Genomic DNA, 25,518 nt, shown 5'->3' with positions numbered 1-25,518 from the left:
CCACGGTCCCGGTGGCCCGGGAGCGCGGCTAGAAGAAGACGTTCAGCGGATTGGCCGATGTCTCGTCGACGGCCAGTGGGCCCCGACCGAGGCGGGCCGGCACGTCCCACAGCCGGCCGGGACCGAGCCGGCGCCAGAAGTGCCGCAGGCCCGGCACGACGACCTTCACCACCGCCAGGTCGACATCCGGACGAGACTGGTCGACGACGATCACCTCCAGGCCGGCCCGCTCCGCCCGGCGTACGCAACGACGCACGTCATCCCCGACGTCGCCGGTGGTCAGCGTCGGGTGGTCCGCCGCGGTGCGCGACGGCCGGGTGGGATCCGGGGTCAGCCAGGGCTGGTCGGCCACCCGCACGGTGCCGAACCAACGCGCGGTGTCCGGGTCGTCGACGCCGTAGCGGTTGCGGGCGGAAGTGGGACCGGCGACGGCGGGCAGGAACTGGTTCACCTCGGTGAGCGCCCGGGTCAGCGCGACCCGCGCGTCCAGGTGCGCGCCGAAGCCGACCAGGACGTCCTCCGGCCCTCGGTCGACCCGCCGGGACACCGCTGCGAACGTGGGTACGCCGAGGTCGGCGGTCAGGTCGAGGGCCCACAGTTCGCGGCCCAGTGCGGTGGCGTGATGGTCGAGGCAGGCGGCCGTCCACGGGTCGCCGAACGAGGCGAGGTCCACCCCGGGCATCCGGGATCGGTGGTACCACCACAGGGCCACGCTGTCCCGCTCCACGAGTTCGCAGATGCCCTGCAGGATTGCCTCGGACAGGTTGCCGCCGGCCGCGCAGCCGTTCGAGTCGGCCGAGCACACCCCCAACCCGGTCAGCTCCGGATGCCCGTACCAGCAGTGCGCGGCGGGCAGCTCGCGCGGTGTCTGCCGGGTCAGCGACCAGCCCGTGGTCCAGTCCAGCTCCACCTCGTCGGGCAGCGGGCGGGGAATGCGGTGCAGGTGGCCCAGGTCGCGGTTGAGCCGGTGCCGGTCGGCGTACTGGCGTTCCGAGAAGAGCAGCAGCTCCCGCAGGTGTACCGCGCGGTCCGGACCGAGCTGCCGGTAGGTCGCCCGGTGCACCGGGCGGTCGCCGCGCCACACCCCGCAGTAGCGTTCCACCGCCTCCCCGACCGCGCTCATCCGGGCCTGCAGGTCGGTCCGGCCCTTGCCGCCGCTCTGCCCGCGCAGATTCCGGCGCAGCGCGGCGAGCTGGCGGGGCTGGGCGAAGTTGTGCCCGGCCGAGTAGGTGTGGGTGACGCCGTTGTCGGTCGTCTCCAGCGGAGTCAGCCGGCTCACCACGCCCAGATACCGGCTGACGTGGTGGACGAGCGCGGCGTACGCCTCGGCGGGTTCGCGGACACGGGAGTCCCCGGCCCGACTGGGCTGGGCGCCACTAGGTGGCAGGTCGATCCGTGGCTCGGCCTTGCGGACGAGGTCCGGGTCACCGCAGGCGGGGCACTGCGGCTGGCGTACCAGTTGGTGGCTCTCCGTGCTCAGGTCCCGGGTGTCGAGGGCGACCATCCGGCCGGTGAGACGGGGCGACGCGCCCCGGACGGCGAGCACGGCGAGCTCCGCAGCGAGCAGCCCGGCCGCCATGGTGGCCAGTCCGGGCAGGACCGCTCGGCCGGGCTGCGGCAGCGGACCGGCCAGATCCTGCCCGTCGAGGAAGGCGTTCACCTGTTCGTTCTCCTGCCAGCGTTGGCGCAGGCAGGCCCAGCAGCCGGTACGGCCCGGCACGAGGTGCGGGCCGAGGAAGACGACGTTGCCGTGTGGCCGGGCCAGCGTCCACGCGCGACCGGCGGCCAGGTGGCGGTCGTTGATCAGCGCCAGCCGGGGGTCGAGCATCGACGACGGCAGCACCAGCACCTGTGCGTCTCCCGGACCAGGGTCCGGTGCGTCCGGCCCGACCACTGTCGGGGCGAGGCCCAGGGCACGCAGCGCGTCGGCGGTCTCGGCCACCCGGGGCGCCCCGAGGTCGACGATGGTGACCCTTCCGCCGGCCATCCACCGCCGCCCGACGTCGGGCGGCACACCCCGGGCGTCCCAGCCGGCGGCCTCGGCTGCCGAGGTGTGCGCCGGACCGGACACCAGGAGGCCGTGGTCGCGCAGCCGGGCGAGGGCTGCGGCGACGGCGGCGACCGGGTGTCGGGTGGCCAGCCGGGCCACCACGTCGGCCAACGGGGCGGCACCGTCGAGCTGGTCGGCCAGGTCCGCGGCGACCGGGTCGTCGATGAGTAGGCTGCGGGTCTCCCCCAGCACCACGAGCGGACCGTCGGGCAGCCGCACCGGCACGTAGTCCGATCGGAAGCGCGGACGCCACATGGGTTCCTCCCGAGCTTCGTGGCCGGACCGCGGCACCGGCGGCCCCGCCGGCGATCACGGCTGCTGTCATCGTCGCGGTCCGGTGGCGTCCAATCCGAGTGATGCCACCGGTTTCTGCCGTCGCCGACGCCGTGGACGCTCGGCGGCAGGGTCAGTCGGCGGTGACTGTCAACGCGGTGTCGTTGAGCCCCAGCACCGATGTGCCGACGGTCTGTGCCGGCACCAGCAGCACGAAGGTCTCCACCCGGGTGACCCGGATCGACTTTCCGCTGATCGCCTTGAGGTGACCGGTGGCGATCAGATCCGGGCTCTGCGGTTCCAATCGGACGGTGGCCGGACCGCCGGGCGCCGGGCGCAGCGTGTCGGTGGCGTGGATCGTCAAGAAGGTGAGCGTGCCGGTCGGCACCGCGACCGCGCAGTCGGACCACTCGGCCCGGTCCATCGTCCGCTGCACCGCCCCGCCGACACCGGCGAGCTGCTGCCCGTAGACCTCCCAACCGCCGGCGAACTGGCCGTCGAGCAGCGGGCTCGACACGACGAGGGACCGGTTGCCCGTCGTGGACCCGATGCTGCGGGCGAACACCTCGGCGGTGAGGGCCCGACGGCTGGTCTCGTCCAGGGCGGCGCCGCCCGCGGTGGCCGGCCGGCCGTCGATGCTCCGGGCGACCACCAGCGAAGGTTGGGTGACCTGAACGTTGTGACTGAGCTTCCACTGGCCGTCAGCACCGAGCACGAACTGGCTGACGTCCGTGGGCGCCAGCTCCGAGCCGGTCAGCCGGAGAGTCGCCGTGGCGAGGAAACAGGCCGGGTCGGCGGGTGGCACCGCGAAGACCGGGTTGATGTGCTGGAAGGACGGTTGCGCACGCTGGTTGTACGCGGCCCGACGTACTGCGGCGATGCTGATGTCCAGCGAGGGCGAAACCTCCTGCGCCCGCAGCGCCTCGACGTCACCGGCCACCGAGGCGGCCGAGTCGGCCTGGTCGAAGACGGTGAGCACGAGCGCGGCCCGGTCCCGACCGAAAGTGGCCGAACCGTGAGGTGCCGGGGTCGCCGCGTCCACTGGCTCACCAGCACAGCCGGTCAGCACGAGCAACGCCACCGTGGCGGCGGCGAACGGCATCACCCGCACCGGCGCGGCGAGGGTACGCGGGCTCCTGACGGATCTTCTGCCCAGCATCTCGTCCTCCATCCACCACCGGTGCACGGGAATCGCGTCCGATGCAGTCGAGTATGTGAGCGGCTGTCCGGCCACGACGGTGGCGGCGCGGCCTCGTGCTGCCCGGCCTGTCGACGTTGCACCGAACGACGTCATCCGGCCTGGAATGCGGTCACCGATCGGTGTCATCGAGACGAGCGACCCAGGCGGCCAGGCCCGACCGGGAAGCGACGCCCGTCTTGCGGTAGAGGCGGGTCAGGTGCGCCTCAACCGTGCGGGGGCTGATGTTCAGCTGCCGCCCGATCAGTCGGCTGGTGGCCCCGGTCGCCGCCAGCCGCGCGATGTGCCACTCCCTGTCGGTCAGGGCGGCGACCTCGCGCGGGCCGACCGGACGGGCCAGTCGCAGGCCGACCCGTTCCGTTCCGCACCACCCGGCCAGTTCCAGCGCCCGGCGGCGGGCCCGCGCCGCCAGGCCGGCCTGGTCGGCGGCTTCGGCTGCCCGGACCAGGGAGGCCAGGGCGAGGCTGCGCCGTAGCACCATCCCGCCGGCGCGGAACAGGTCAGCCGCGGTCTCCAGGTGCAGCAACGCCGCCCGGACCTCGCCGCGGGCGAGCAGCACCTCGCCGTACGCCGACTCGGCGAAGCCCCGCTGCCCGGGCAGACCGACCTGATCCGCCTCGGCCAATGCCAGCCGCGCCTGCCGCTCGGCGTCTGCCACGTCGCCCGCGGCGAGCGCGGCGGCGCAGAGCAGCTCGTACCACCTGGGCCGGAGGGACGTCTGGAGACGGCTCAGCCGGCTGTCGCCGCCGGCTGAGCGCACCAGTTCGGCACAGGTCGCCGGATCACCCGCCAGCAGCGCCGCGGTCGCCAGCGCCGTCGCGGCGGTACGACCGCACCAGGTGGCGAGGTCGGTGGCGATTCCGGCGGCGCTGCGGGCCAGCGCCACCGCCCGGTCGTCGTCCCGAAGGCCACCACGCCACGCCGTCGCCTCCGCCTCGAACGCCAGGGCGAAGCTCAACAGGTCGCGACTGCCGATGCGCCGGGCAACGATGCCCGCCTCGGTAGCCAATCCGATGGCGGCGCTCAGCTGCCCGCCGTGGTAGGCCACTTGACTACGACCGAGCAGCAGCTGGCACAGTCCGTCGTCGCGGTGCGAGGCGCGGACGAGTGTCAGCCCTCGGTCGAGGTGCCGCACCGCGTCGGCCTGCCGTTCGAGATACAACTCGCTCAGGCCGAGTGCGGTGAAGCAGTCGGGGTGGTCCCGCACGTCCCGGTCCGGCAGCGAGTCGACGATCCCGGCGCCGGCATCGAGCAAGCCCTGGGCGGCGTCGAGTGCGCCGTCGAGGTTGGCGGCCAGACTACGCACCGCCAGCAGGCTGGCCCGGTCCGCGCCGGAGCCGCCGAGATCTCCGCTGAGCACGTCGGGCAGCCCGGTCACGGGGCGGCCGGCCAGGATGCCGGCGACGCCGATCTCGGTGGCGAGGCGGTAGCTGTCGCTAGGTCCGGCATCGGCTGGCAGGGCGGACAGCTCCCGCCGGCTGATGGCCACCGCCTCCGCGTAGTTGCCGAGCAGACGTTCCACGCGCGCCCAGAGAGCTACTGCCTGCGCCCGCCGTCCCTCCGGGTCGGCGGAGAACAGCGGCACGATCTCCTGGAGCAGGGCCCTGCTCTCGGCCAGGTTCCCCGCCTCCCCGGTGATCTCGGCCAGCGCGAGCGACACGTCCTGGCGACGTCGCGTCAGACCGGCCGTCGGCCGCAGCGCACGCAGCGCCAGTCGCAGCCAGCGGATGGCCAGGTCCGGCGTCTCGCGCCGGACCTCCTGCGCGGCCCGGCAGAGCACGTTGACGCAGCGGTCGGCCCAGCCACCGTTCGGCAGGGCGAGCAGGCGCTCCGCGTAGCGGGCCCGATCCGCGGGTGGCGCGCCCAGATCGACCAGCGCGGTGAGCGCCCGCGCACACGCCTCCACCTGCCACTGCGTGTCGGTGTCCTGAGCGACCGCCATCCGCAGCACCGGGTGCCGGGAGGCGAACCGTCCGGTGCCGGGGACGCGGCGGATCAGGTCAAGCCGGGCCAGCCGCCAGCAGGCCTCGACCGCCAGTGACGTCGGGACCTGCGCAACCTCGGCGAGCAGGTCCGCGGTGAAGGGCGCGTCGACGATCGCCCCGGCCCGCAGACAGGCCAGCTCGACGGGGGGTAGGTCCGTCCACTCGCGGCGCAGCACGGCCACCGCCGCGTCGGACAGCCGGCCACCCTGTGCTTCACGGACCGGGTCCGCGCTGTTCGAGGTGGGGTCGCTCGGCAGCACCGCCAGGTAACCGGGGTTGCCGTCGGTCAGGTCGTACCGGGCGCGCAGCTCCACGTGGTCGATGTGGGGGTGCAGGAGCGCGACCTCGGCGAGGCTGAGAGGGCGAAGTTCGATCCGATCGCGTGACGTCGGTTCCACATCGGCGTGCTTGTCGGGATCCGGTAGCCCGAACGGCATCGGGGTCGCCATCTGCCGCGGGCGGTAGACGAGCACGAGCAGCAGCGGGGCGGGCACCGGATACCGCAGTAGGTGGGTGATCAGACCGGTGGAGGAGGCATCCGCCCAGTGCAGGTCGTCGAGGACCAGCACCAGACCGTCCCGTGCCGCCAGGCCGATCAGCCGGCGGGCCAGCTGGTAAGTCCGGAACCGCCGGGCGTCCGATGCCCGCGCCGGCGACGCCGGCACCGCGGCGACGGACTCCGCCCAGCTCTCCCCAGTGGGCCGTCCAGCACGCACCCCGCGTCGGAGTGACTGCCCCTCCGTAAAGGCATGTCGAAACACATGGAAGGGGACTCCTCGCTCATCCGGCGAACAGGTCCCGACGGCCGAGGGGACTGTGGAGTCGCACCGCTCCAGGGCCTCGCGGACGAACCGGGTCTTGCCGATGCCCGGCTCTCCGACCACCTCGCAGACCATTTGCCAGCCACGGCTCAGCACGGCGGCCTGGGCTCTCCCGATACGTGCCAACTGTGGTCGTCGCCCGACGAAGCGCGGGCTCGATGATGCGCTTTCCAGCCCAGGTGTCATCACGCAGACCAGACGCCTTCCGGCACACTCAATGGGAATTGGTCGCACTATACCGGAGCACCGCCAATTGTCGAAACAAACCGCGGCGGTCAACCCCTATTGAACAGGTGGCGGCGAGATGCAGTTCTTCCCGGCATCGCACCACAACCGGCAGAAAAGGACCGGTAGTCAGAAGCGTGGAATGATGTCCATGAAACCCAATAAATCACCTGTCGTCTACTACGCCCGGGCTATCGCCAACGAACCCCAGGTCACTACCGGGCTCCGGGGCTACGACCAGCCCACCTGGACAATCATCGGAGGGCCGCGCCCAATCTGATATCACCACGATAATGGCCGTCCATATTGAATCGCCCGAAGCGGCCATATTTCCACCTTTACTCCTCAGTCGTGACGCTCATCCCACACTATGAGCCGACGGCAAAGGATTCCCAGACCGCAATTGACTGGAATCCCACTGCCAGAACCGGCCCCCTGCCGCCAATTTTCAACATGCGAACAGCAACATGCAGACGCAACAAGCACATACGAGACGAGCACAGAAAAGCCGCAGGCATCCAGCCGACGGGAATCGGGCCGAGCGGCCTGCTCCCTGCGCTAGCCGGCGCCAAGTGCCCGTGACGAACCAGACCCTGGACAACACCCTCCTGCGTTGTCGTCACCCTGTGTCTGCGCCCCGCCGGCTTCCAGCCGGCGAGCCGGTGCGGTGGCCAACCGCAAAAACTTGAGCCGCTGCTTGCTGTCAGGGGTGATCCGGAGCCGCACAGGCCCGATCAAGCGTTGATCACCTCTTGTCACTGACCGTCAACCACGGACGGGATTTTCGGGGGGGGTAACGGGGGACCGACAAAACCTTGCGAAGATCCCACCGCGCTGACCGGACGGCCGGATTCGTACCGACGCCCCCTTGGCCCCCAGGCAACGATCAGAACCCGTCAAGCTCCCTCAACGCACGCCTTGGGCTGGCGTCAGCGTCCATCGTCGTCCGCCAACGTCCAGCCGTGTACTCCGTGATCGTCATCCAGTTAGTCACTCAGGCCGGTAGGCATCGTGCTCGGCGTAGTAGACCATCGCTTCGTTGGATCGTGGAGGAGTCGTTCCAGGCCGGAAAGGGTCAGGTCGGTCTTGACCAGCACCAAGTCCGCCGCTGGACCTCGTGGCACCGGCTCACCACCCTCGCCCTGGCCGCCCTCGCCGTCCTTGCGATCTGCGCCACGGATGCCCGAGCAGCAGACCGCCACGCTCAGCCCGACATGATCGGGCTGACCGTCAACGAGATCGGCCGTCTGATCAACGTCCTGCTCGCCCGACCGACCCGTAGCATCGCCCACCGTTTGCGCTGGTCACAGTGGCGACGCCGCCACCTGGAAGGCCGACATCCGATCCGTATCTGGCCCCGACGGTCGTCTGCACCGCTGCATAAGGCTCCGCGTGTGGGGTTCAGGAAAGAACGGCCGTGTCCTACAAGTCGACTTGACCGAGCTGCCCTCCTCGGAACCCACCGTTGCCTCTGGCTATCGGTACGTCGAGACCGACGTGCATGGCAGTGGGGAAACGTATCCGTTCCCGACAGCTGCGAACGTACGCGTTCTTGTCTGTTACGGGCTGAGTGCTGGTTGGACGCCGGAGGCGTCGGGTGGGACGTTCCAAGTCACCCCGGCGGCTGAACTTGAGCTACCGGAATTTGCCATTACCGATCTTCTGTGGACCGCCGACCAGCATCGATAGTGCTGGGCACAGACCGACGCCGAAGCCCAGCTTCGGATCGGACGCGAGCACCTGCCCGACGAACGGCAGGGGGCACCACCTCGTACTCGGTCTTCAAGGCGAGTCCCCGGGCCAGGTTGGACAGCTTCTCGTACGCGGCCAGCATTTTTCGGCGGAGACGACCGCGTAAGGGGTTGTTCTGCCCGCCTCGAAATTGCCGCCGACCGCGTCGGTGAGTGGGCCACTGCCCAGCATCGCTCGTTCCGGTCGGGGTCCAGACGATGGGAGCTGTCCAACGCGGGCGCGTGTCATGCCGACGACTTGAGCGATCTGCGGGTGCGTCATTCCCTGCGACACCAACGTCGACCTCGCCGGCAAGCCGGCCAACGATCCCCCGGTGCCGCCATCCATTCAGGTCTGGCGCTCGGTCCGCGCCGATGGAGACACCAAGACCAAGGAAGTCGCGTCGTACCCTGGCTCTGCCGGCCCGCTGCGTCACCGCGCTCACCACCCACCGCGAGTGCCAAGGCCAGCCTGTCCCTCACCACCTCGTCTTCGCCTCTACCGCCGGCACGGCCCTCGACCGGCACAACATGCTTCGGGCCTTCCGCCCCGTCGTCGCCAAAGCGGGCCTCGACCCGCGCGACTGGACACCCCGGGCACAGCTTCGTGTCCCTACTGTCGGACAGCGGCATGAGCCTCGAACAGATCGCGGACCTCTGCGGCCACTCAGGCACGGCGGTCACCGAGAGCGTCTACCGGCACCAACTACGGCCGGTGCTCCTGGGCGACGCAGTCGCCATGGATCGGATCTTCGACGGTGAAGCGTAGTCACTCAGTCAGTCACCAGGCACGACAGAGGGGCCTTCTCGATCTTCCGACAAGAAACGCCGATGGCGCGTGGCCCATGCCGCAGCGACCCCCTCCGGGTGCTTCGCCGTCTCACCCGAGGCGAAACCGCCACCCGCCAACAATGCCGCACGTTCAGCACACCCGACTGACAGGCCTGAAGTCGCTGAGCAGCGACCAGCAGGCCGCCGTGCACGATGCGCTGCGCCGGCGCGTGCCGATCGGACCGGACGGCGGCATCCAACACACCGTGCGGGCCTGGACGGTACGGCACCCCGATGTGAGGCATCGCGCCCCCGGTCAGGCGCGTCGGGCCTCGATCTCATAAAGTTCCGTCCCGGCCAGCGCGGGATCCTGATCGACGCTGATGCGGAAGCCCTGCGCCCGCAACAGCTCGCAACAGGCGTCGAGGCGGCCACACTCGTCGTGCACCTCGGCCACGACCTCACCGATACGGGGCCAGTCGGCGGCCTCCACACCTCGCAGCACCTCCAGCTCGGCGCGCTCGACATCGACCTTGAGCAGCGCGATGTCGCCGTACGGGCGCTCGCGCAGCAGCGTGGAGACCGTCAGCGTCGGCACCTCGAGGCTCACACCGTCGTGCAGCCCCTCGAGCACCATCTCGATGAACTCCTCCTCCACACCGGAGTTCTCCAGGTAGCGGCGGGTCAGCGCGTCATCGGTCACCGGGTCGGCGTGTAGCCCGGAGTTGCTCGGGGCGTTCGGGTAATAGACGAACCTGCTGTGACCCACGTGGTCGGTGATCGCAGCCCTCACGGCCCGTGAGCCGGGGACGTGCGCGGCGAGATTGGCCTGCAGGCAGGCGTACAGGTCGGGGGCGGGCTCGACGGCGACGGTCGTGATCCCCGGCTGGACATCGTGGAAGAACACCGAGGCCAGCCCGATGTTCGCGCCGATGTCGAGTACGCGGTCGCCCGGGCGCAGACGGGCGGCGGCGCGGCCGTACATGCCGTCCGGGGTCATCTCGCGCCACACTGACATGGTCTCGGCCGAGCCCACGCCCCAGACGGGAGCGTGACCCGGCAGACGCACCTCGACCGGTTCGAACGGGCGCGGGCTCGGGGCCGGGCGTGTCCCTGTGTCCATGGCTGAACCGTCCCTTCCAGGAGCGCGAAGTCACGCCAGCGTGGGGGTGGTCGCTATACGGCATCTATATCGCGGGACCCGCCCGAACCCTGGCCCCGCTGCGGAGGCGCGGCGCAAGGCGGACTTGCGCTGCGGCCAGGATCCGATCCCAGGCGCCGTCCGCGGTCCAGCGGCGTAGCTGTTCGTGGCAGGTCTTCCACGGCCCGAACCGTTCCGGCAGGTCACGCCACGTCGAGGGCACCCACTCCGGCCGGAGCGGTTCAGCTCCGGCCGCAGCCGTTCGATCCGGCCAGAGCGGTTCAGACCCGGCCGGAGCTGATCCAGCCCCGTTCGGCAGCGCGGACGCCGGCCTGGAAGCGGCTGCTGGCGCGCAACCGCTTCATCAGGAACGCCACGATGCGCCTGGCCGTGCGGACCGAAACGCCGAGCTTGCGGGCCACCACCTCGTCCGTGTAGCCCGCGGCGAGAAGTTCCGTGATCACTCGCTCCTGCCGGGTCAGTTCCTCGTCCGGTGTCTGCTCGCCCTTGCCGAGCGGGCTCGCCTGCCGCCAGACGTTCTCGAACAGCGCGTGCAGTGCGGCGACGGGTGCGGCGCCGGTCAGGACCAGGGCGCCGCTGCCGGGGCATTCGGGGTCCAGGTCGAGGATGGCGGTCGCCCGGTCGTAGATGGTCATGCGGGGCGGCAGGTAGGGCGCCGTGCGGATCTGGGCGCCCGCGTCGATCAGGGTGCAGGCGCGGGAGGTGGATTCGGCGTCGTTCACGATGCTGTCCAGGAAAATGCATCGTGCAGTGACATCCCGGGACAGCAGGCGCGTGTCGACCGTTTCCAAGACCCGTCCTTCCGGGCCGCGGAAGACGCTCGGGGCGACGACGGCCACCTCGCTGACGACGGTTTGTGATAGTCGCTCGCTGCAGGCGTAAATGGAATCCAGGTCGGTCAGTGCTTGTACGCTGACCCGGTCCGAATGCGGACGGGTCTCGCCGTATTCGACGACCATTTGGCTGATCGCGGCGCGCGTGTCGACCATTGCTCGCTGGCGTTCCAGCAGGTCAGCCTCCCGACGTTGAAGCAACATGCCGAGGCCGATCTCCGGATGGATGAGCCGCAGCGCGTCCGGCGCCTCCAGCGACGGGCGCACGAGGGAGAGCCTTGCCAATTCCTCGAGGGCGGCGTGCACCCGTTGTGACGACCATTTCAATTGTCGAGATATATCAACTGCGGTCGCTACCGAATGTTTCAGCAATTGCTGATAGACAGCCTCAGCATCCGTTCCCAAGCCGAGATCGGCCAGCATCCTGCTCCTCCCCCATGACCACCGAACCGCACCACCCGCGGCGGAGCGCGACGGACGGTGGGAATTCTGCACGAAACAACGTCGCCAACCCAAGGCCCTTAAACCCGGCGAACCCCATCGAAGGTGGTGAACGAGGCGCGCAAGTTAGGTTTCAGTCCTGTTTGGAGGCGGTGGCAGAAAGTTGCCATGGCCGGAAGATGCCATCGATCCCCGGGCTCGGCCCGCGCCGGGCACCGAACGCGGCGAGCCCGGGCGGAGGGCGAGGATCCGCAGGTCAGGGCTCAGGATCGCAGGAAAGTGAGCACCGCGAGCACGCGCCGGTGGTTCTCCTCGGTCTGCGGGAGGTCGAGCTTGTAGAGGATGTTGCGGATGTGCTTGGCCACTGCCGCCTCGGTGACCACCAGCTTCGCGGCGATCGCGGCGTTGGACCGGCCCTCGGCGACCAGAGCCAGCACCTCGCGCTCACGGTTGGTCAGCGCTTCGAGGGGATTGCGGCGCCGGCGCAGCATCTGTCGCACGACCTCGGGATCCACCACTGTGCCACCCGCCACGACCCGGTCAAGGGCGTCGAGGAATTCCTCCACCTGCCCGATCCGGTCCTTGAGCAGGTAGCCGACGCCCGTTCCGTCGCCGGCGTTCAGCAATTCCGTCGCGTACATCGTCTCGACGTACTGGCTCAGCACGAGGATGGGCAGGGCCGGGTGTGTGCGGCGCAATTCCACCGCGGCGCGCAGCCCTTCGTTCTTGAATCCCGGCGGCATGCGCACATCGGTCACGACCACGTCGGGGTCGTGCGTCTCGACCGCTTCTCGCAGGCCGTCGGCATCGGAAACCGCGGCGACGACCCGGTGACCGAACCGCGCCATCAGCCCGATCAGGCCCTCCCGCAGCAGAACGCCGTCCTCGGCGAGGACTATTCGGAGTTCGGAAGCGGCTGGCAAGGAATCTCCACAACTATTCGGGTGGGTCCGCCCGGTGGGCTGGACAGCGTCAGTCTGCCATCGACGACGGAGACCCGGTCACCGAGGCCGAGCAGGCCGGTCCCTGCGTCGATGTCGACGCCGCCACGACCGTTGTCGCAGATGCTCACCGTCAGGCGGCCTTGCGCATATCCGCCGGAGATCTCCCCGCGGTCGGCGCCGGAATGTTTGGCCATGTTCGACAGCGCTTCCGAGACGACGAAATAGACCGTCGACTCGATCGGCCGGGAGAATCGTTGCGGCACCGTCAGGGAAACGTCGATCGGGATCGCCGAGCGGGCCGCGAGATCATCCACCGCCTCCGCCAGGCCGAAATCGGTGAGGACCGGCGGGTGAATGCCGCGGATCAGTTCCCGCAGCTCCACCAGAACCATTCCGGCCTCGTCGTGCGCGCGGGTCAGCTGCTCCGCCAGCGGTCCGGCCGGCGCGTCGAGCCGGGCCACCCCGAGCATCATCGTGAGGGTGACGAGCCGTTGCTGGGCGCCGTCGTGCAGGTCCCGCTCGATACGGCCGCGCTCGGCCTCGAATGCGTCGACCAGGCGTACCCGGGAGCGGGTCAGCTCGGTGATCCGCTCCCCCAGCTGGCTGCCGGTCGAGGTGATGAGGACCCGGGCCAGCGCCCCGCGCGAGCCGGCGAGCAGGCCCAGCCCGTACGCGCAGGCGACCAGCGCGAGGACCCCCACGGCGCAGGCGGCGAACGCGCCCGACCAGGTGGTGACCGCGTACGCCTTCAGCACGTTGACCTGCTCGCCCTCGCCGACGGTGGCGAGCAGCAGCGGGGTGGCGAGCAGCGCGAGCGGCACGGTCACCCCCAGGGTCACGGCGAGCAGGTCGATGGGCCAGAGCACCAGCATGAGCAGCGCCGCGTAGCCGAGCTCGCGCCACGTGACCGGCTCGGTGAAGCGGGTCCGCAGCCACGAGGTGAGCCCCGGGCGCGGCGGGATGCGGTGGGCGTCGGGCACCGGCCGGGCGTCGATCATCCGCAGCGACCAGCGCTCGACGACCGCCACGGGCAGGCCGAGCAGGGCGATCGCGCCCAGCAGCGGGATGCCGACGACCACGACCGCGAGCAGTCCGCCGGCCGAGAGCAGAAGCACCGCGACGACCAGCGTCAGCAATCCCGTCAGAGCATTGGCGATCAGATATCCGATCGAGCGCAAAGGCCACCCGGACAGCAGGAAAGCCGGCCGGGCCAGGGCCTGCCATACGTTTTGCGCGCTCACCTGGACAACCGTAGACGGCCGGTGATCGCGTTTCCAGCCAGCAGGTGCGACCGGCGGAGGTAGTGCCTGCGTTACCAACAAGACTCACTTCCGGAGGCGTGTGTCGGGCCCACAAATCCTGTTCTCTTGATGAAGTGCATCCGCACCGCAACGACCACCCCACTGAAGGGTGAGCACCCCATGACCGATTGGCTGGCCGGCAACGTCATGATGCTGGGACTGTGGGGCACATTGCTGGTGGTCCTGCTGCTTCCCGCGCTCGAGGCGGCAGTTCCCTTCATCGGCATTCTGGTGCCGGGACAGAGCGCGGTGGTCGTGGGCGGGATACTCGCCTCGCACCGGGTCGTCCCGCTACCCGCGACCATCGCCGCCGCTCTGCTCGGCGCCGTGCTCGGCAACTTGATCGGATATTGGGCCGGTAAGCGGTGGAAGGCGGCGGCGTCCACCGCGGCGAGGGGTGACGGGCTGCGCCGCCGGCACACCGCGAAGGCGCTCGAACTGGTCGAGGGGCGGGGCAGCGCGGCCGTCCTCATCGGACGGTTTCTGCCCGGGTTGCGCACGCTCGTGCCCACACTGTGCGGCATGGTACGGACCCCCTGGCGCGCGTATCTGACCTGGTCGGTGGCGGGAAGCGTGGTGTGGGCGGTGACCTGGACGCTCATCGGCGTCCTCGTCGCCCGCGGGGCAGGCAGTGTCACCAGCCTCGTTACGTGAGCGAATACTCGTAAGACTTCCATATTTGTCGCCCCATTGCGGGATTCGCACGTGGCAACCTGCTGCCATCGCAGCCTCCTGACGCCGTAGGGACGCCCGGGTGAAGGTTGGGACCCCGGAGGATTACTCCGGGTTGATCGCCCATGACCGGTGGGCACCCAACACGGTTCGGCAGCGGGGGATACATGGAATTCAGGATTCTCGGTCCGGTGGAGGCGACCCGCGACGACATGACCCGGGTGACCCTTTCGGGCACGAAGGTCACGACCGTCCTGGCGGCGCTGCTGCTCGCCCGGGGACGGGTGGTCTCGGACGGCCGGCTGGCGGACCTGCTGTGGGGTTGGTCGCCACCGGTCACGATGGGCGCCCAGATCTACACGTACGTCTCGCGGCTGCGCAAGCAGCTCGGCGGCGGCGCGGAGATCGAGCGCCGACTTCCGGGGTACGTGATCCGCACCGGCGGCGCTCAGGTGGACCTCGTGCGCTTCGAGGACCTCGCCGAACAGGGCCGCCAGTCGCTGCAGGACGGACGGTACGAACGGGCCAGCGACTGCCTCTGGGAGGCACTCGAGCTGTGGCCCGGCCACGCGCTGTCCAACGTCACGGAGCACATGGCCGCGGTGGAGCTGCCTCGCCTGGAGGAGCTGCGGACCGCCGCGGTGGAGAACAGGGTGGAGGCCGATCTCATGCTCGGCCGGCACCGTGAGCTCGTCGCCGAGCTGACCGGGCTCGTCGCCGACCACCCGCTGCGGGAGCGGATGCGCGCCCAGCTGATGACGGCGTTGTGCCGCAACGGACGGCAGGCGGAGGCGCTGCAGATCTTCCACGAGGGGCGCCGCCGGCTCGCCGACGAGCTCGGCGTGGATCCGGGAGCGCACATCACCCGCACCTATCAGGCCGTGCTCAACAGTGAGCTCGAGCGCACGCCGGCCCTGAGCCGGGAGTCCGCGCTCGTCACGGTCTGACCGTTCCACCCGGGAAGGGGCACCGGCGTCTCCCGACGCCGGTGCCCCTTCCCGGTATCGCTAGCACTACCCCAAAGATTCGCTCCCGCGAGGCTGTGCAAAGCCTCGCCGTACACCAAGGTTGAACCATGACCCGTGACGCGATCCGGCTCCGCAACGTCACCCGCACCTATGGCGCGGGCGACGGAGCGGTGACCGCATTGAACGACCTCTCCCTGTCCTTCACCGAGGGCACCTTCACCGCCGTCATGGGCCCCTCCGGATCGGGCAAGTCGACGCTGCTGCAGTGCGCGGCCGGCCTCGACCGGCCGACCTCCGGCTCGGTGCTGCTCGGCGAGACGGACCTGACGACGCTCAACGAGACGAAACTGACCCTGCTGCGCCGCGAGCGCATCGGCTTCGTGTTCCAGTCCTTCAACCTCCTGCCGGCGCTGACCGCCGAGCAGAACGTGGCGCTTCCGTTGCGGCTGGCCGGGCGCCGGCCCGGCCGCTCGCAGGTGCAGGACGTGCTGGCCCAGGTCGGGCTCGCGGGTCGGGCCAAGCACCGGCCGGGCGAGATGTCCGGCGGCCAGCAGCAGCGCGTCGCGATCGCCCGGGCGCTGATCACCCAGCCCGAGGTGCTCTTCGGCGACGAGCCCACCGGCGCGCTGGACTCCACCACCAGCCGCGAGGTCCTGACGATGCTGCGGGCCATGGTGGACGAGCAGCGGCAGACGATCGTGATGGTCACCCACGACCCGGTCGCCGCGTCGTACGCCGACCGCGTCGTCTTCCTCGCCGACGGCCACCTCAACGGCGAGCTCGAGGCGCCCACGGCCGAGGCCGTCGCCGCCCGGATGACCCAGATGGAGATCGTCGCGTGCTGACCGTGACCCTCAGCACCCTGCGGACCCGCTGGGTGACGCTCGTCGGCACGTTCGTCGCGCTGGCGCTGGGCGTGGCGCTGATCGCCACGATGGGCCTCGGGCTCGCGTCGACCCTCGACGCCCCCGACCAGAAGCCCGAGCGCTTCGCCGGCGCGCCGGTCGTGGTGCGCGGCGCCGACGAGCTGCGGGTGCCCTCGCCGATCGGTGACCGCACCCAGCCCCTCGCCCAGCCGCGCGGCGTCGCGCCCGAGGTCGCCAAGGCGCTCGCCGCGAAGGCCCCCACGGTCGCCGACCGGTCGTTCCCCGTACGCGTGGTCGGACCCGGCGGCGACGACGGCCTGGTCGGGCACCCGTGGTCGATCGCCGCGTTCGGCGGATACCGGCTGACCGCCGGGCACGAGCCCCGCATGCCCACCGAGGTGGTGCTCCCCGGCGACGCGTCCCTGGTCGGCAAGGCGCTGTCGGTACGCACGCCGGCAGGGCTGAGCACGCGTACGGTCGCCGGCGTGGTCGCGCCGGCCCGCTTCGAGGAGCCCATCTTCTTCGCCGACGCGGAGGCCACCAAACTTTCGCCGCGCATCGACAACCTGGTCGTGCAGGCGGCGCCCGAGATGGTGCGTACGGTGGTCGGCGCCGGCTCGGACGTCCAGGTGCTCACCGGCAGCGACCGGCACAAGGCCGACCCGGAGCCCAACCGCGACCGCGACGCCCTCATCGCCATGAACGCCCTGCTGGGCACGGCGGGCGGCGTCACCACGTTCGTGTCAGTCTTCGTGGTGGCGTCCACCTTCGCCTTCGCCGTCGCCCAGCGGCGCCGCGAGATCGGGCTGATGCGCACCGCCGGCGCCACCCCGCGGCAGGTGCGTTCGATGATGTTCATGGAGGCGGTGGTGGTGGGCGTGCTCGCCTCGGTCGCCGGGTGTGTGCTGGGCTCGTACGGCGCCCCGTGGCTCGCGAGCCTGCTCGTCGACGAACAGCTCGCGCCCCCGTGGTTCACCATCGGGGCGTACACCTGGCCGTACCACGTGGCGTTCTGGACCGGGCTGCTCGTCGCGCTCGGCGGGGTCACTGTCGCCACGGTGCGGGCGGGGCGCATCCGTCCCGTCGAGGCGCTGCGGGAGGCCTCGGTGGACACCAGGGCCATGACGCTGGGGCGCTGGATCTTCGGTGCCGGCCTGCTCGCTACCGGGCTCGGCATGCTCGTCTGGCGGCTGATCGCCGACCCGGGCGAGGCGCTGCACCGCAAGACATACACCACCCAGCCGATGCTGCTGATCACCGCGGTGGCGCTGCTCGCGCCGATCCTCGTGCGGCCGCTGACCCGGCTGCTCGCGTGGCTCCCGGCCCAACTGCCCGGCGCCACCGGCATGCTGGTGCGCGAGAACGCGGCCGCCGGCGTGCGGCGCACCGCGGCGATCGCGGCGCCCGTGCTGGTGACCGTGGCGCTGGCCGGCTCGCTGCTGGGTGCGACGGCGACCATCAACGAGGCGAAGGCGAACGAGATCCGGGAGCAGACCCGCGCCGACCTGATCGTGCAGGCCGACGACGCCGCCGGGGGTTTCGCCGCCCAGACGGTGGCGCAGGTCCGCCAGGTGCCCGGAGCCACGGTGATGGCCAGCGCCGCCACCGCCGTCTACACCCTCGAGGAGGGCACGGCGCTGATCCGCTCGGACGCGCAGGCCGTCGACCCGGGCGAGCTCACCGCAGCGCGCAAGCTGCCGGTGCAGGCCGGCGACATCGCCGACCTCGACGACAGCAGCATCGTCGTCAACGAGGAGTGGGCGCAGCACACCGTCGGCGAGCAGGTCGACGTGTGGCTCGGCGACGGCACCAAGAAGTCGCTGCGGATCGCGGCCGTGATCGCCGCCGGCACCGGCAACAACGGCGTCTACCTGACCCCGCGCAACGCTCCCGGGGTCACGCCGGATCGGCTGGAGGTCACCTGGGCCGCAGGCGCCGACGCGAGCGCCGGGACCGCGGCGGTCCGGGCCGCCCTGCAGCCCACCGGCGCGGATGTGCAGACCCGGGCGGAGTGGATCCAGTCGGAGTACCCGAGCAACAGCCGCCAGACCCGCGTCGGCTACCTGGTGGTGCTCGGCATCGCGCTGATCTACACCGGCATCGCGCTGGGCAACACCATGGTGATGGCCACCTCCGACCGGGTACGCGACCTCGCGGTGCTGCGCCTCGCCGGTGCGACGAAGCGGCAGATCCTCATCCTGGTCGCCGTGGAGGCGATGACCGTCGTGGTCGTCGGCGCGGTGCTGGGCACGATCGTGACGGTGGTCAACATCCTGGGCATCTGGGGCTCGCTGGCCGCCCTGTCGGTCTGGTCCAGCGTGGTGCTGCCCTGGCAGACGCTCGCGGCGACGCTGGGGGCGTGCGTGGTGGTCGCCGTGGTCGCCTCCGTGCTGCCCGCCGCCGGCGCGCTGCGCACCCGCCCGGTGGAGCTGGCCGGCGCCCGCGAGTGAGCGCCGCCCGGCCCTGACAGCGCCGGGCACCGACCGCTTCGGGTCGGTCCCGCCGGGAGCCCGTTTCCCCCATTGCGGGCTCCCGGCGACCCGAAGGACCAGTGCCCCCAGACAGTCCCGCCGGGTGCGGCCGGGATGTCTGGGGGCACGACTTGTCGCGCAGTTGCCGCGCAACGGCTCAGGCGGACGGCTCCGCCATCGCCACCGCGATCCGGCGGGGCCCGGTGAAAGGCTCCCGCGCGTGGGCGGCCAGCATGTTGTCCACGACCAGGACGTCGTCGCGCTCCCAGTCGAAACGGGACGACGCGGCCCGGTACGTGGCGCGCAGGTGGTCCATAACGTCGTCCGGGATGCGCCCGCCGTCGCCGTAGTACGTGTTGGTCGGTAGATCCTCCTCCTCGAAGATCGCCAGCATCCCCTCCCGAACGTCCTCCGCGAGCGTGGTCACGTGGAAGAACGTGGCGTGGTTGAACCAAACCCGCTCGCCCGTCACCGGGTGGGTGTGCACCGCGGAGCGCACCGCCACGGTCCGCAGGCCACCGTCCGGGCGCCAGTGCGGGGTCAGGCCCTTGTCGCGGCAGTATGCCTCCACTGTGGACCGGTCGTCGGTACCGAAGGTCTGCTGCCACGGCACACCGAAGTCGGCGTGGAAGTTGCGGATCACCCGCCAGCCGCGCCGCTCGAACTCCTCGCGTACGGCCGGGTCGAGGTTGCGGTAGACCTCGCGGATGTCCGCGAGCGGGGTCGCGCCCCGCGTGTGCGCCGGCTCGATGCAGTAGAAGTACAACGTCTGCGGCCAAACGGCCTGGTAGGAGTTCTCGTTGTGCAGGAAGATCTCCTCCTCGGCGGGGTAGTCCGTCGAGGTGTAGACCTGCCCCTGGATGGTGCTGCGCGGCGAAGACCGCTCCGCGTACGTGAGCGGGGCCGAGCCGGAGAACGCCCGGACCACACCGTCGAAGCCCTCGACCCCGCCGACCGGGAAGCCGCGCAGCAGCACGGCTCCCCGGTCCCTGAGGTTCGCGCGCAGGTCCTCGCGGTTGTCCCGGATGTAGTCGTGGACATCGGTGCCGGGGTGCGGGGCCCGCCGGACCGCGGCCACCGTCTGCCTGATGCTGCTCGTCATGTCGGCGTGCTCCCTTCGTTGCCGTCGGCCGCGACTCAGTCGGACATCGCGACGAGGACCCGGCGGCCGCCGGTGAACGGCCGGCGGCCATGCGCGAGCGCCATGTTGTCGATGACCATGAGGTCGCCGGCCCGCCAGTCGACGTCGACGGCGTTGTCCAGCCCTCGGTCGCGGATCTGCAGGATGTACTCGGCGGGGATGGGCGAGCCGTCCGCGTAGGTGACGTGCTGCGGCAGGTCCTCCTCCGGCATGATCTGGGCCAGGGCGGCCGCGGTGTCGTCGCCGAGTCCGGCGGTGTGCCACTGATCGGCCTGGTTGAACCACACCTCCACGCCGGTCACCGGGTGCCGGATGGTGGAGGGGCGCACCGAGCAGATCCGGACGCTGCCGTCGCGCTTCCACTCCCACGTGGCACCCGCGTCGGCGAGGAACGCTTCGACCTGCGCCCGGTCGGTGGTCTCGAACGTGTCCTGCCAGCTCTTGCCGAAGCCGTACCCGTCGTGCAGGTTCTGCACGTAGCGCACGCCGCCGGCGAAGGCCTCGCGGACCTCCGGGTCGAGCGAGTTCAGCCACAGGGCCGCGTCCAGCACGGGCGTGGCGCCCCCGCCGCCCGGCTGCACCTGGCAGTAGAAGGCCAGCCGGGTCGGCCAGGCGTGCGCGTAGCTCATCTCGTTGTGCATCGAGATGGTGAACTCCTGCGGATACTCCGTGGAGGTGTAGACGTTGCTGCCGACCTTGGTTCGCGGAGAGTTGCCGTGCACGTACGCGAGCCGGTTGGGCAGCAGGTGGTCGAAGACCGGGTCCAGCGTCTCCGGCGTGATGCCGAAGCCCCGGAACACGAGCGCCTTGTGCTCGGTGAGCAGGTCGCCCAGCTCGGTGCCCAGGTCGCCCAGGCGTGCGACGATCCCCTGCGGCCCGCTGCGGCCGACCGCAGGGATCTCCAGCGGGGACCAGACCTTGGTGTGCTCCGTCTGCGTCACTGACTTACCCTCTCGTTCACGACAGCCGCCTCGTGATGTGCGAGACGAGCTCGGCCTGGCGCGGTGCCAGGTAGAAGTGGTCACCCGGAAAGCTGTGCAGCTCGAACCGCCCGGGCGCGGTGAGATCGGACCAGCCGCGGACGCGCTCCGGCGCGCATCCGGGGTCACGGTCGCCGACGTACGCGGTGATCGGAGCGCGCACCGGGGCCGGAGCCGCCGGCCGGTAGCCCTCGATGAGGGCGTAGTCCGCGCGCAGTGCCGGTAGCAGGAGCTCGCGCAGCTCGGCGTTGTCGTACGCCGCCGAACCGAGATCGCCCAGCCTTCGGACGCCCGCGACGAGCGCGTCGTCGCCCAGCTCGTGCAGCCCCGTCCGCTGGGCCTGGTGCGGGGCCGCGCGGGCCGAGACGAAGAGCCTGCGCACCGGGATGCCGGCAGCCTCCAGGCGGAGCGTGACCTCGTATGCGACCGAGGAGCCCATGCTGTGCCCGAACAACGCGACGCTGCGCGGCGGACACCGGCTCAGCGCCGCAGTGATGTCGTCGGCGAGCTCGGCCATGTCGGTCGCGCACGGCTCGGCGAGCCGGTCCTGCCGGCCCGGGTAGCGCACCGCGAGCACTTCCACGTCCGCCGGCAGCAGCGCGGACCAGCCGTGGAAGAGCTGGGCGTTGCCGCCGGCGTGCGGGAAGCAGACGAGGCGTACGCGGGGCTCGACGACCCGGCGGTACGCGCGGAACCAGTCCTCGGGCCGGGCCTGCCGGCGGATGTCGGTCATCGTTGTCCGCTCTGCTCGGATCGGGAGACACCCACGGCACGGTCCTCGGCGCGCAGTGCCGGGCTCAGCGCACACGCGAGGGCCAGCACGGCCATCGCGGCGCCGATGGTGTGCAGGGTCGCTCCCCCGCCCCAGGCCGCGAGCAGCACGCCGCCGACAAGTGCGCCGAGCGCGTTGGTGCCGGAGCCGACGATGTTCATCGCCGCCGCGACCCGGCCCTGCAGCGCGTCGGGTGTGACCCGTACCTGGTAGACCGCGGCGGTCACGTTGAAGATCGCGCCGACGAAGCCGGTCGCGGCGAACAGCACGCCGAGCACGACGGGGTTGCGGGTGAAGGCCATGGCGCTCATCAGCACCGCCCAGGCGCTCGCGCCGCCGAGCAGGGTCGCGCGCTGGGTGAGGCGGCGCAGCCACCAGCCGCCGGTGAGGGCGCCCGCGACGCCGCCGATCCCGCCGATGCCGACGATCACGGCCAGCGTCGCCGGGCTGCGGTTCTCCTCCTTGACCACGACGATCAGGGTCAGGGCGAGCACCTGGAACAGGATGTTGCTGAGCGCCACGAAAACCAGCGCTCCGCGCAGGAACCGCTGCCGCCACAGCCACCGAAGCCCGTCGAGCACCTCGGCGGTGAGCTTGCGGCGAGGCGCCCGTTCGCCCTGGAACTCCTTCTTGATGAGCAGGAGGGCGACCAGGGAGATCAACGAGGCGAGCGCCGAGAACGAGAACGGGGCCCAGCGCGCCGCGGTATGCAGCAGCACCCCGCCGGGCTGACCGATCAGGCCGGCGGCCCGGCTGCGTGCCTCGTTCTGCGACAGGGCCTGCCCGAGGTGGGCGGGGTGCACGACGTTGCGTACTGCCCCGCGCTCGGCGAGCTTGTAGAAGACGGCGAGGCTGGTCTCCACGAACGCCGCCGCCGCGAGGTGGGCGACCGACACGAAGCCGAGCGCCAGCGCCACGGCGACGCTGCCGAGCACGAGCGCACGGCCCGCCTCGCAGGTGATCATCAGCCGGCGGCGGTCCCACCGGTCCGTGAGCGCCCCGGCCGGCAACTGCACGAGCAGCACCGGCAGCAGCGCCGCGAACGAGACCGCGGACATCGCCAGCGGCGAGTTGGTGTGCCACAGGACGATCAGCGGGTAGGCGACGGCGCTGACCCGGGCGCCGACGAAGGAGACGCCGGCGCCCGACCAGAGCAGCAGGAAGTCGCGGTTGCGGCGCAGCGGCGGCGGCGCGTCCCTGCCGGGCGGAGCCTGGCCGACGGCGGTCACCGCGGCGAGCCGTCCGCGGGCCGGCACCACTCCAGCACAGCCATGGCGCTGTGCATCTTGTTCTCCGCCTGGTCGAACGCGATGCTGGCCGGACCGTCGAGCACCTCGGCGCTCACCTCGTCGCCTCGGTTGGCCGGCAGGTCGTGCATGAACACGGCCTTCGGGCTGGCCTGCCAGAGCCCGGCGTCCACTGTGAATGGTGCGAAGACCTCCCGCCATCGCGGGTCGGGCTTGACCGTGCCGGTGGTCTCCCAGCGGGTCGTGTAGACGACGTCGAGGTTGGCGGGCAGGTCGTCCATGTCGTGGCGCTCGGCGAACGAGCAGCCGTACCGCGCCGCCTGCTCGGTCGCCCCGAGCCGGTACGCAGGCGGCAGCCCGTACCCGGGCGGGGTGCGCATCTCCAGCGTCACGCCTTGGAAGCGGGTGAGAGCCAGGGCCAGGGCCGTGGCGGTGTTGTTGCCCTCGCCGACGTAGAGCACCCGCAGCCCGTCGATGTGGCCGAAGCGGCGCGTCATCGTGGTGAGGTCGGTCAGCGCCTGGGTCGGGTGCTCGTCGGCGCTCATCGCGTTGACGACCGCCATCCGGTCCTGCGCCGCCCACTCGCGCATCTCGGCCGGGTCAGCGGCGGTCCGCGCGACCAGCACGTCGAGCATCCGGGACATGACCCGGCCGGTGTCGGCGTTGGTCTCCCCCGTGTTCAGCTGCAGGTCGGCGGGACCGAACGCGATGATCTGCGCGCCCAGCCGCAGCGCACCCGCGGAGAAGGCCGTACGGGTGCGAGTGGAGGTCCTGCTGAAGTAGATGCCGGCCACCCGCCCGGCGAGCGGGCGGGTGTGAGCCGCCCGTCCGCTGGTGCCGTCGCCGGCGGCCGCCGAGAATTCCACGCCCCGCGCGACGATGGCCCGCAGGTCGTCGTCGGTAAGGTCGTCGATGGAGATCAGATGGCGTACGCGTTGCTGGGTCATGTCCGCTCCCTGGCTGCGCGCCGGATCAGGCACGCTCGTCGTCGGTGATCACGGGCCGCAGCACGGCCGCCGCGGCGCCCGCGTCGGGGCCGGCGGTGCCCGCCCAGCCGGCCGCGAGAGTGCCGCGGCCGAAGGATGCGTCGCGCTCGGCGAGCGCGGCGGTCAGGTGCCGCACGACGTCCTTGCCGCCGTCGGCGTTGGTGAGGGCGACGAAGCCGGAGCCACCGGTGACCCGGCTGATCGCCATGTTCCAGTAGCCGGCGGGTTCGCCGCCGTGGCCCAACTCGAGGTCCGCGCCGGTGTCGTCGACGATCGTGCCGAGCCCGTAGAAGCTGCCCGGTTCGGCGCCGACGAGCTGCTGCGCGTACGGCTGGGCGAGCAGCGCCCCCGGCTCCCCGAGCAGGCAGCGGCGCACCTGCGCGGCGAAGGTGGCGAGGTCGCCCGCGGTTGACCACAACCCGGCCGCCGCGAGGTGCCCGCGCTCACGCCAGCCGCCGTCCAGCACCGTCCCCCGCCGGTCGTGCCCGAGCGCGACGCTGCGCCCCGCCGTACGCGGGAAGTCCTGCGCGAAGCTGCTGCTGGTCATCGCGAGCGGGTCGAGCACGAGCCGGCGCATGAGCGGCTCGAAGGCTTCGCTGGTGACGTCCTCGAGGACCTGCTGCACGACCCAGTAGTGGGTGCTGGACTTGCGGAACGCCGACCCGGGCACCAGCTCGCGCCGGACCTCCGGGTTGACCGCGGGCGGCCGTCCGGTGAGCAGGTCCAGCAGCGTGGGCACCGGCTCGCCAGGGCGGAAGCCGACGCTGCGGTGCCGGGCCAGTCCGGCGCGGTGGCCGAGCAGGTGCCGCAGGGTGAGCGGGCCCGGCGCGTTCGCGTCGGCCGCGGGCCGCCAGGAGGTGAGGTACGCGTCGACGTCCAGGTCCAGGTCCAGCACCCCGTCCGCGACGAGCCGCAGAGCGGCGAACGCGGTCAGGTGCTTGCTGATCGACCCGGTCTGGAAGATCGTGCCCGGCTCGACGGCCGGGTCGGCCTCCGCGCCGAGCACACCGAGGCCGAGCGTCTCCGCCACCTCGCCGTCGCGCAGCAGCGCGATGCTCGCGCCCGGCACGTGGTTCTCCGCCATGACAGCGCGGAGGCCGTCGGCGAGATCCGGCAGGACGGCCCGGGACGCCGCCGCGCGGGCGCGGTCCACCAGGGCCGCGGCCACGGCGAACTTCGGGTCCTGCGCCCCGGGTGCCTCGCCGGCCCGCCAGAGCAGGTCGGCCAGGAGCTCGGCCGACACCGTCACCTGGGGTTCGGGGGCGGCGGCCTGCGTGGCCTCCTCGGCTGCCTCGGCTTCGTCGGCGTCGACGGCCGCGGCGAGTGCGTGCAGGGTCTCGTGCTGGTACATGCGCCAGATAGAGACGGTCAGCCCGGCCTGCCTGGCCGCAGCCAGCACCTTGATCATCAGCAGCGAGTGGCCGCCGAGGTCGGCGAAGCGGTCGTGCACGCCGATCTGGTCGACGCCGAGGACCTCGGACCAGATGCCGGCCAGGAGCCGTTCGGTGGGCGTCTCCGGCGCGACGAACTCGTCAGCGGTGTCCATCGTGGCGCGGTCGGGCGCCGGTAGGGCCCGCCGGTCGACTTTGCCGTTGGCGTTGAGTGGGATGACGTCGAGACCGACGAACGCGGACGGGACCATGTACTCCGGCAACCGCACCCGGCACCACTGACCCAACTC

The 25,518-nt window shown here is 71.3% G+C and carries 17 protein-coding genes and 2 pseudogenes; 5 read left to right on the top strand and 14 right to left on the bottom strand.

The genetic code is table 11. The features are described 5' to 3' along the window. Positions 1-28: 28 nt before the first annotated feature. The 3 genes from AB0C19_RS31945 to AB0C19_RS31935 form a co-directional block, all read right to left on the bottom strand. On the bottom strand, positions 29-2,305 hold the full coding sequence (locus AB0C19_RS31945; protein WP_357191368.1) for a TOMM precursor leader peptide-binding protein: 2,277 nt from the start codon (positions 2,303-2,305) through the stop codon (positions 29-31). Between the two features lie 151 nt (positions 2,306-2,456). Beyond that, on the bottom strand, positions 2,457-3,482 hold the full coding sequence (locus AB0C19_RS31940) for a hypothetical protein (protein ID WP_357191367.1): 1,026 nt from the start codon (positions 3,480-3,482) through the stop codon (positions 2,457-2,459). A gap of 151 nt (positions 3,483-3,633) precedes the next feature. Next, a complete protein-coding gene (locus AB0C19_RS31935) occupies positions 3,634-6,513 on the bottom strand; it encodes an AAA family ATPase (protein WP_357191365.1) in 2,880 nt (959 codons plus the stop codon). Positions 6,514-8,581: 2,068 nt separating this feature from the next. Between AB0C19_RS31935 and AB0C19_RS31930 the strand changes: the two are divergent. After that, positions 8,582-9,051: pseudogene (locus AB0C19_RS31930) on the top strand (tyrosine-type recombinase/integrase); the annotation flags it as partial. Positions 9,052-9,369: 318 nt separating this feature from the next. Here AB0C19_RS31930 and AB0C19_RS31925 read toward each other — a convergent pair. The 5 genes and pseudogenes from AB0C19_RS31925 to AB0C19_RS31905 form a co-directional block, all read right to left on the bottom strand. Beyond that, positions 9,370-10,176, bottom strand: coding sequence for an FkbM family methyltransferase (locus AB0C19_RS31925; RefSeq protein ID WP_357191363.1), 807 nt, complete (start codon positions 10,174-10,176; stop codon positions 9,370-9,372). A 124-nt stretch (positions 10,177-10,300) separates the two neighbouring features. Further along, a pseudogene (locus tag AB0C19_RS31920) lies at positions 10,301-10,411 on the bottom strand (transposase); the annotation flags it as partial. A 64-nt stretch (positions 10,412-10,475) separates the two neighbouring features. Further along, positions 10,476-11,471, bottom strand: a complete 996-nt coding sequence (locus AB0C19_RS31915; protein WP_357191361.1) for a helix-turn-helix domain-containing protein — start codon at positions 11,469-11,471, stop codon at positions 10,476-10,478. 281 nt (positions 11,472-11,752) lie between these two features. Further along, complete coding sequence (locus tag AB0C19_RS31910) at positions 11,753-12,337, bottom strand: response regulator transcription factor (RefSeq protein ID WP_357191359.1); 585 nt, start codon at positions 12,335-12,337, stop codon at positions 11,753-11,755. Between the two features lie 47 nt (positions 12,338-12,384). Then, the gene (locus AB0C19_RS31905; RefSeq protein ID WP_357191356.1) at positions 12,385-13,674 is read right to left on the bottom strand and encodes a sensor domain-containing protein; all 1,290 of its coding nucleotides are present in this window, start codon (positions 13,672-13,674) and stop codon (positions 12,385-12,387) included. A gap of 180 nt (positions 13,675-13,854) precedes the next feature. Here AB0C19_RS31905 and AB0C19_RS31900 point away from each other — a divergent pair, with 180 nt between their 5' ends. From AB0C19_RS31900 to AB0C19_RS31885, 4 genes are all read left to right on the top strand, one after another. Further along, positions 13,855-14,388: a DedA family protein gene (locus tag AB0C19_RS31900; RefSeq protein ID WP_357191354.1), complete on the top strand. Its 534-nt coding sequence runs from the start codon at positions 13,855-13,857 to the stop codon at positions 14,386-14,388. Positions 14,389-14,573: 185 nt separating this feature from the next. Beyond that, positions 14,574-15,353 (top strand): AfsR/SARP family transcriptional regulator, encoded by a 780-nt coding sequence (locus tag AB0C19_RS31895; protein ID WP_357191352.1) that lies wholly within the window; start codon positions 14,574-14,576, stop codon positions 15,351-15,353. Between the two features lie 128 nt (positions 15,354-15,481). After that, complete coding sequence (locus AB0C19_RS31890; protein ID WP_357191350.1) at positions 15,482-16,219, top strand: ABC transporter ATP-binding protein; 738 nt, start codon at positions 15,482-15,484, stop codon at positions 16,217-16,219. After that, positions 16,213-18,690 (top strand): FtsX-like permease family protein, encoded by a 2,478-nt coding sequence (locus AB0C19_RS31885; RefSeq protein WP_357191347.1) that lies wholly within the window; start codon positions 16,213-16,215, stop codon positions 18,688-18,690. Before AB0C19_RS31890 ends, AB0C19_RS31885 begins: the two co-directional genes overlap by 7 nt. 178 nt (positions 18,691-18,868) lie before the next feature. Here the strand turns inward: AB0C19_RS31885 and AB0C19_RS31880 are convergent, their stop codons facing one another. The 6 genes from AB0C19_RS31880 to AB0C19_RS31855 all read right to left on the bottom strand — a co-directional run. Then, positions 18,869-19,813, bottom strand: a complete 945-nt coding sequence (locus tag AB0C19_RS31880; RefSeq protein ID WP_357191345.1) for a TauD/TfdA family dioxygenase — start codon at positions 19,811-19,813, stop codon at positions 18,869-18,871. Between the two features lie 35 nt (positions 19,814-19,848). Beyond that, the gene (locus AB0C19_RS31875; RefSeq protein WP_357191343.1) at positions 19,849-20,793 is read right to left on the bottom strand and encodes a TauD/TfdA family dioxygenase; all 945 of its coding nucleotides are present in this window, start codon (positions 20,791-20,793) and stop codon (positions 19,849-19,851) included. 16 nt (positions 20,794-20,809) lie between these two features. Next, entirely contained in the window at positions 20,810-21,565 is a 756-nt protein-coding gene (locus AB0C19_RS31870) for an alpha/beta fold hydrolase (RefSeq protein ID WP_357191340.1), read from the bottom strand. Then, a complete protein-coding gene (locus tag AB0C19_RS31865) occupies positions 21,562-22,860 on the bottom strand; it encodes an MFS transporter (RefSeq protein ID WP_357191338.1) in 1,299 nt (432 codons plus the stop codon). Before AB0C19_RS31865 ends, AB0C19_RS31870 begins: the two co-directional genes overlap by 4 nt. Continuing rightward, positions 22,830-23,798: an ornithine carbamoyltransferase gene (locus tag AB0C19_RS31860; protein ID WP_357191336.1), complete on the bottom strand. Its 969-nt coding sequence runs from the start codon at positions 23,796-23,798 to the stop codon at positions 22,830-22,832. Before AB0C19_RS31860 ends, AB0C19_RS31865 begins: the two co-directional genes overlap by 31 nt. A 25-nt stretch (positions 23,799-23,823) precedes the next feature. Beyond that, a partial coding sequence (locus tag AB0C19_RS31855; protein WP_357191334.1) for a serine hydrolase occupies positions 23,824-25,518 on the bottom strand: 1,695 nt, incomplete at its 5' end.

It is taken from the genome of Micromonospora sp. NPDC048842 (assembly GCF_040649935.1).
In the GTDB taxonomy this organism is placed as follows: domain Bacteria; phylum Actinomycetota; class Actinomycetes; order Mycobacteriales; family Micromonosporaceae; genus Micromonospora; species Micromonospora hortensis.
The sequence above is the reverse complement of the archived record's forward strand: the minus strand, read 5'-3'. Positions and strand labels throughout refer to the sequence as shown.

Excerpts from the sequence above, each read along its gene's own strand:
- AB0C19_RS31945 (WP_357191368.1), bottom strand. The coding sequence starts at position 2,305 with ATGTGGCGTCCGCGCTTCCGATCGGACTACGTGCCGGTGCGGCTGCCC.
- AB0C19_RS31940 (WP_357191367.1), bottom strand. The coding sequence starts at position 3,482 with ATGCTGGGCAGAAGATCCGTCAGGAGCCCGCGTACCCTCGCCGCGCCG.
- AB0C19_RS31935 (WP_357191365.1), bottom strand. The coding sequence starts at position 6,513 with ATGACACCTGGGCTGGAAAGCGCATCATCGAGCCCGCGCTTCGTCGGG.
- AB0C19_RS31925 (WP_357191363.1), bottom strand. The coding sequence starts at position 10,176 with ATGGACACAGGGACACGCCCGGCCCCGAGCCCGCGCCCGTTCGAACCG.
- AB0C19_RS31915 (WP_357191361.1), bottom strand. The coding sequence starts at position 11,471 with ATGCTGGCCGATCTCGGCTTGGGAACGGATGCTGAGGCTGTCTATCAG.
- AB0C19_RS31910 (WP_357191359.1), bottom strand. The coding sequence starts at position 12,337 with ATGGCGCGGTTCGGTCACCGGGTCGTCGCCGCGGTTTCCGATGCCGAC.
- AB0C19_RS31900 (WP_357191354.1), top strand. The coding sequence starts at position 13,855 with ATGACCGATTGGCTGGCCGGCAACGTCATGATGCTGGGACTGTGGGGC.
- AB0C19_RS31895 (WP_357191352.1), top strand. The coding sequence starts at position 14,574 with ATGGAATTCAGGATTCTCGGTCCGGTGGAGGCGACCCGCGACGACATG.
- AB0C19_RS31890 (WP_357191350.1), top strand. The coding sequence starts at position 15,482 with ATGACCCGTGACGCGATCCGGCTCCGCAACGTCACCCGCACCTATGGC.
- AB0C19_RS31880 (WP_357191345.1), bottom strand. The coding sequence starts at position 19,813 with ATGACGAGCAGCATCAGGCAGACGGTGGCCGCGGTCCGGCGGGCCCCG.
- AB0C19_RS31870 (WP_357191340.1), bottom strand. The coding sequence starts at position 21,565 with ATGACCGACATCCGCCGGCAGGCCCGGCCCGAGGACTGGTTCCGCGCG.
- AB0C19_RS31860 (WP_357191336.1), bottom strand. The coding sequence starts at position 23,798 with ATGACCCAGCAACGCGTACGCCATCTGATCTCCATCGACGACCTTACC.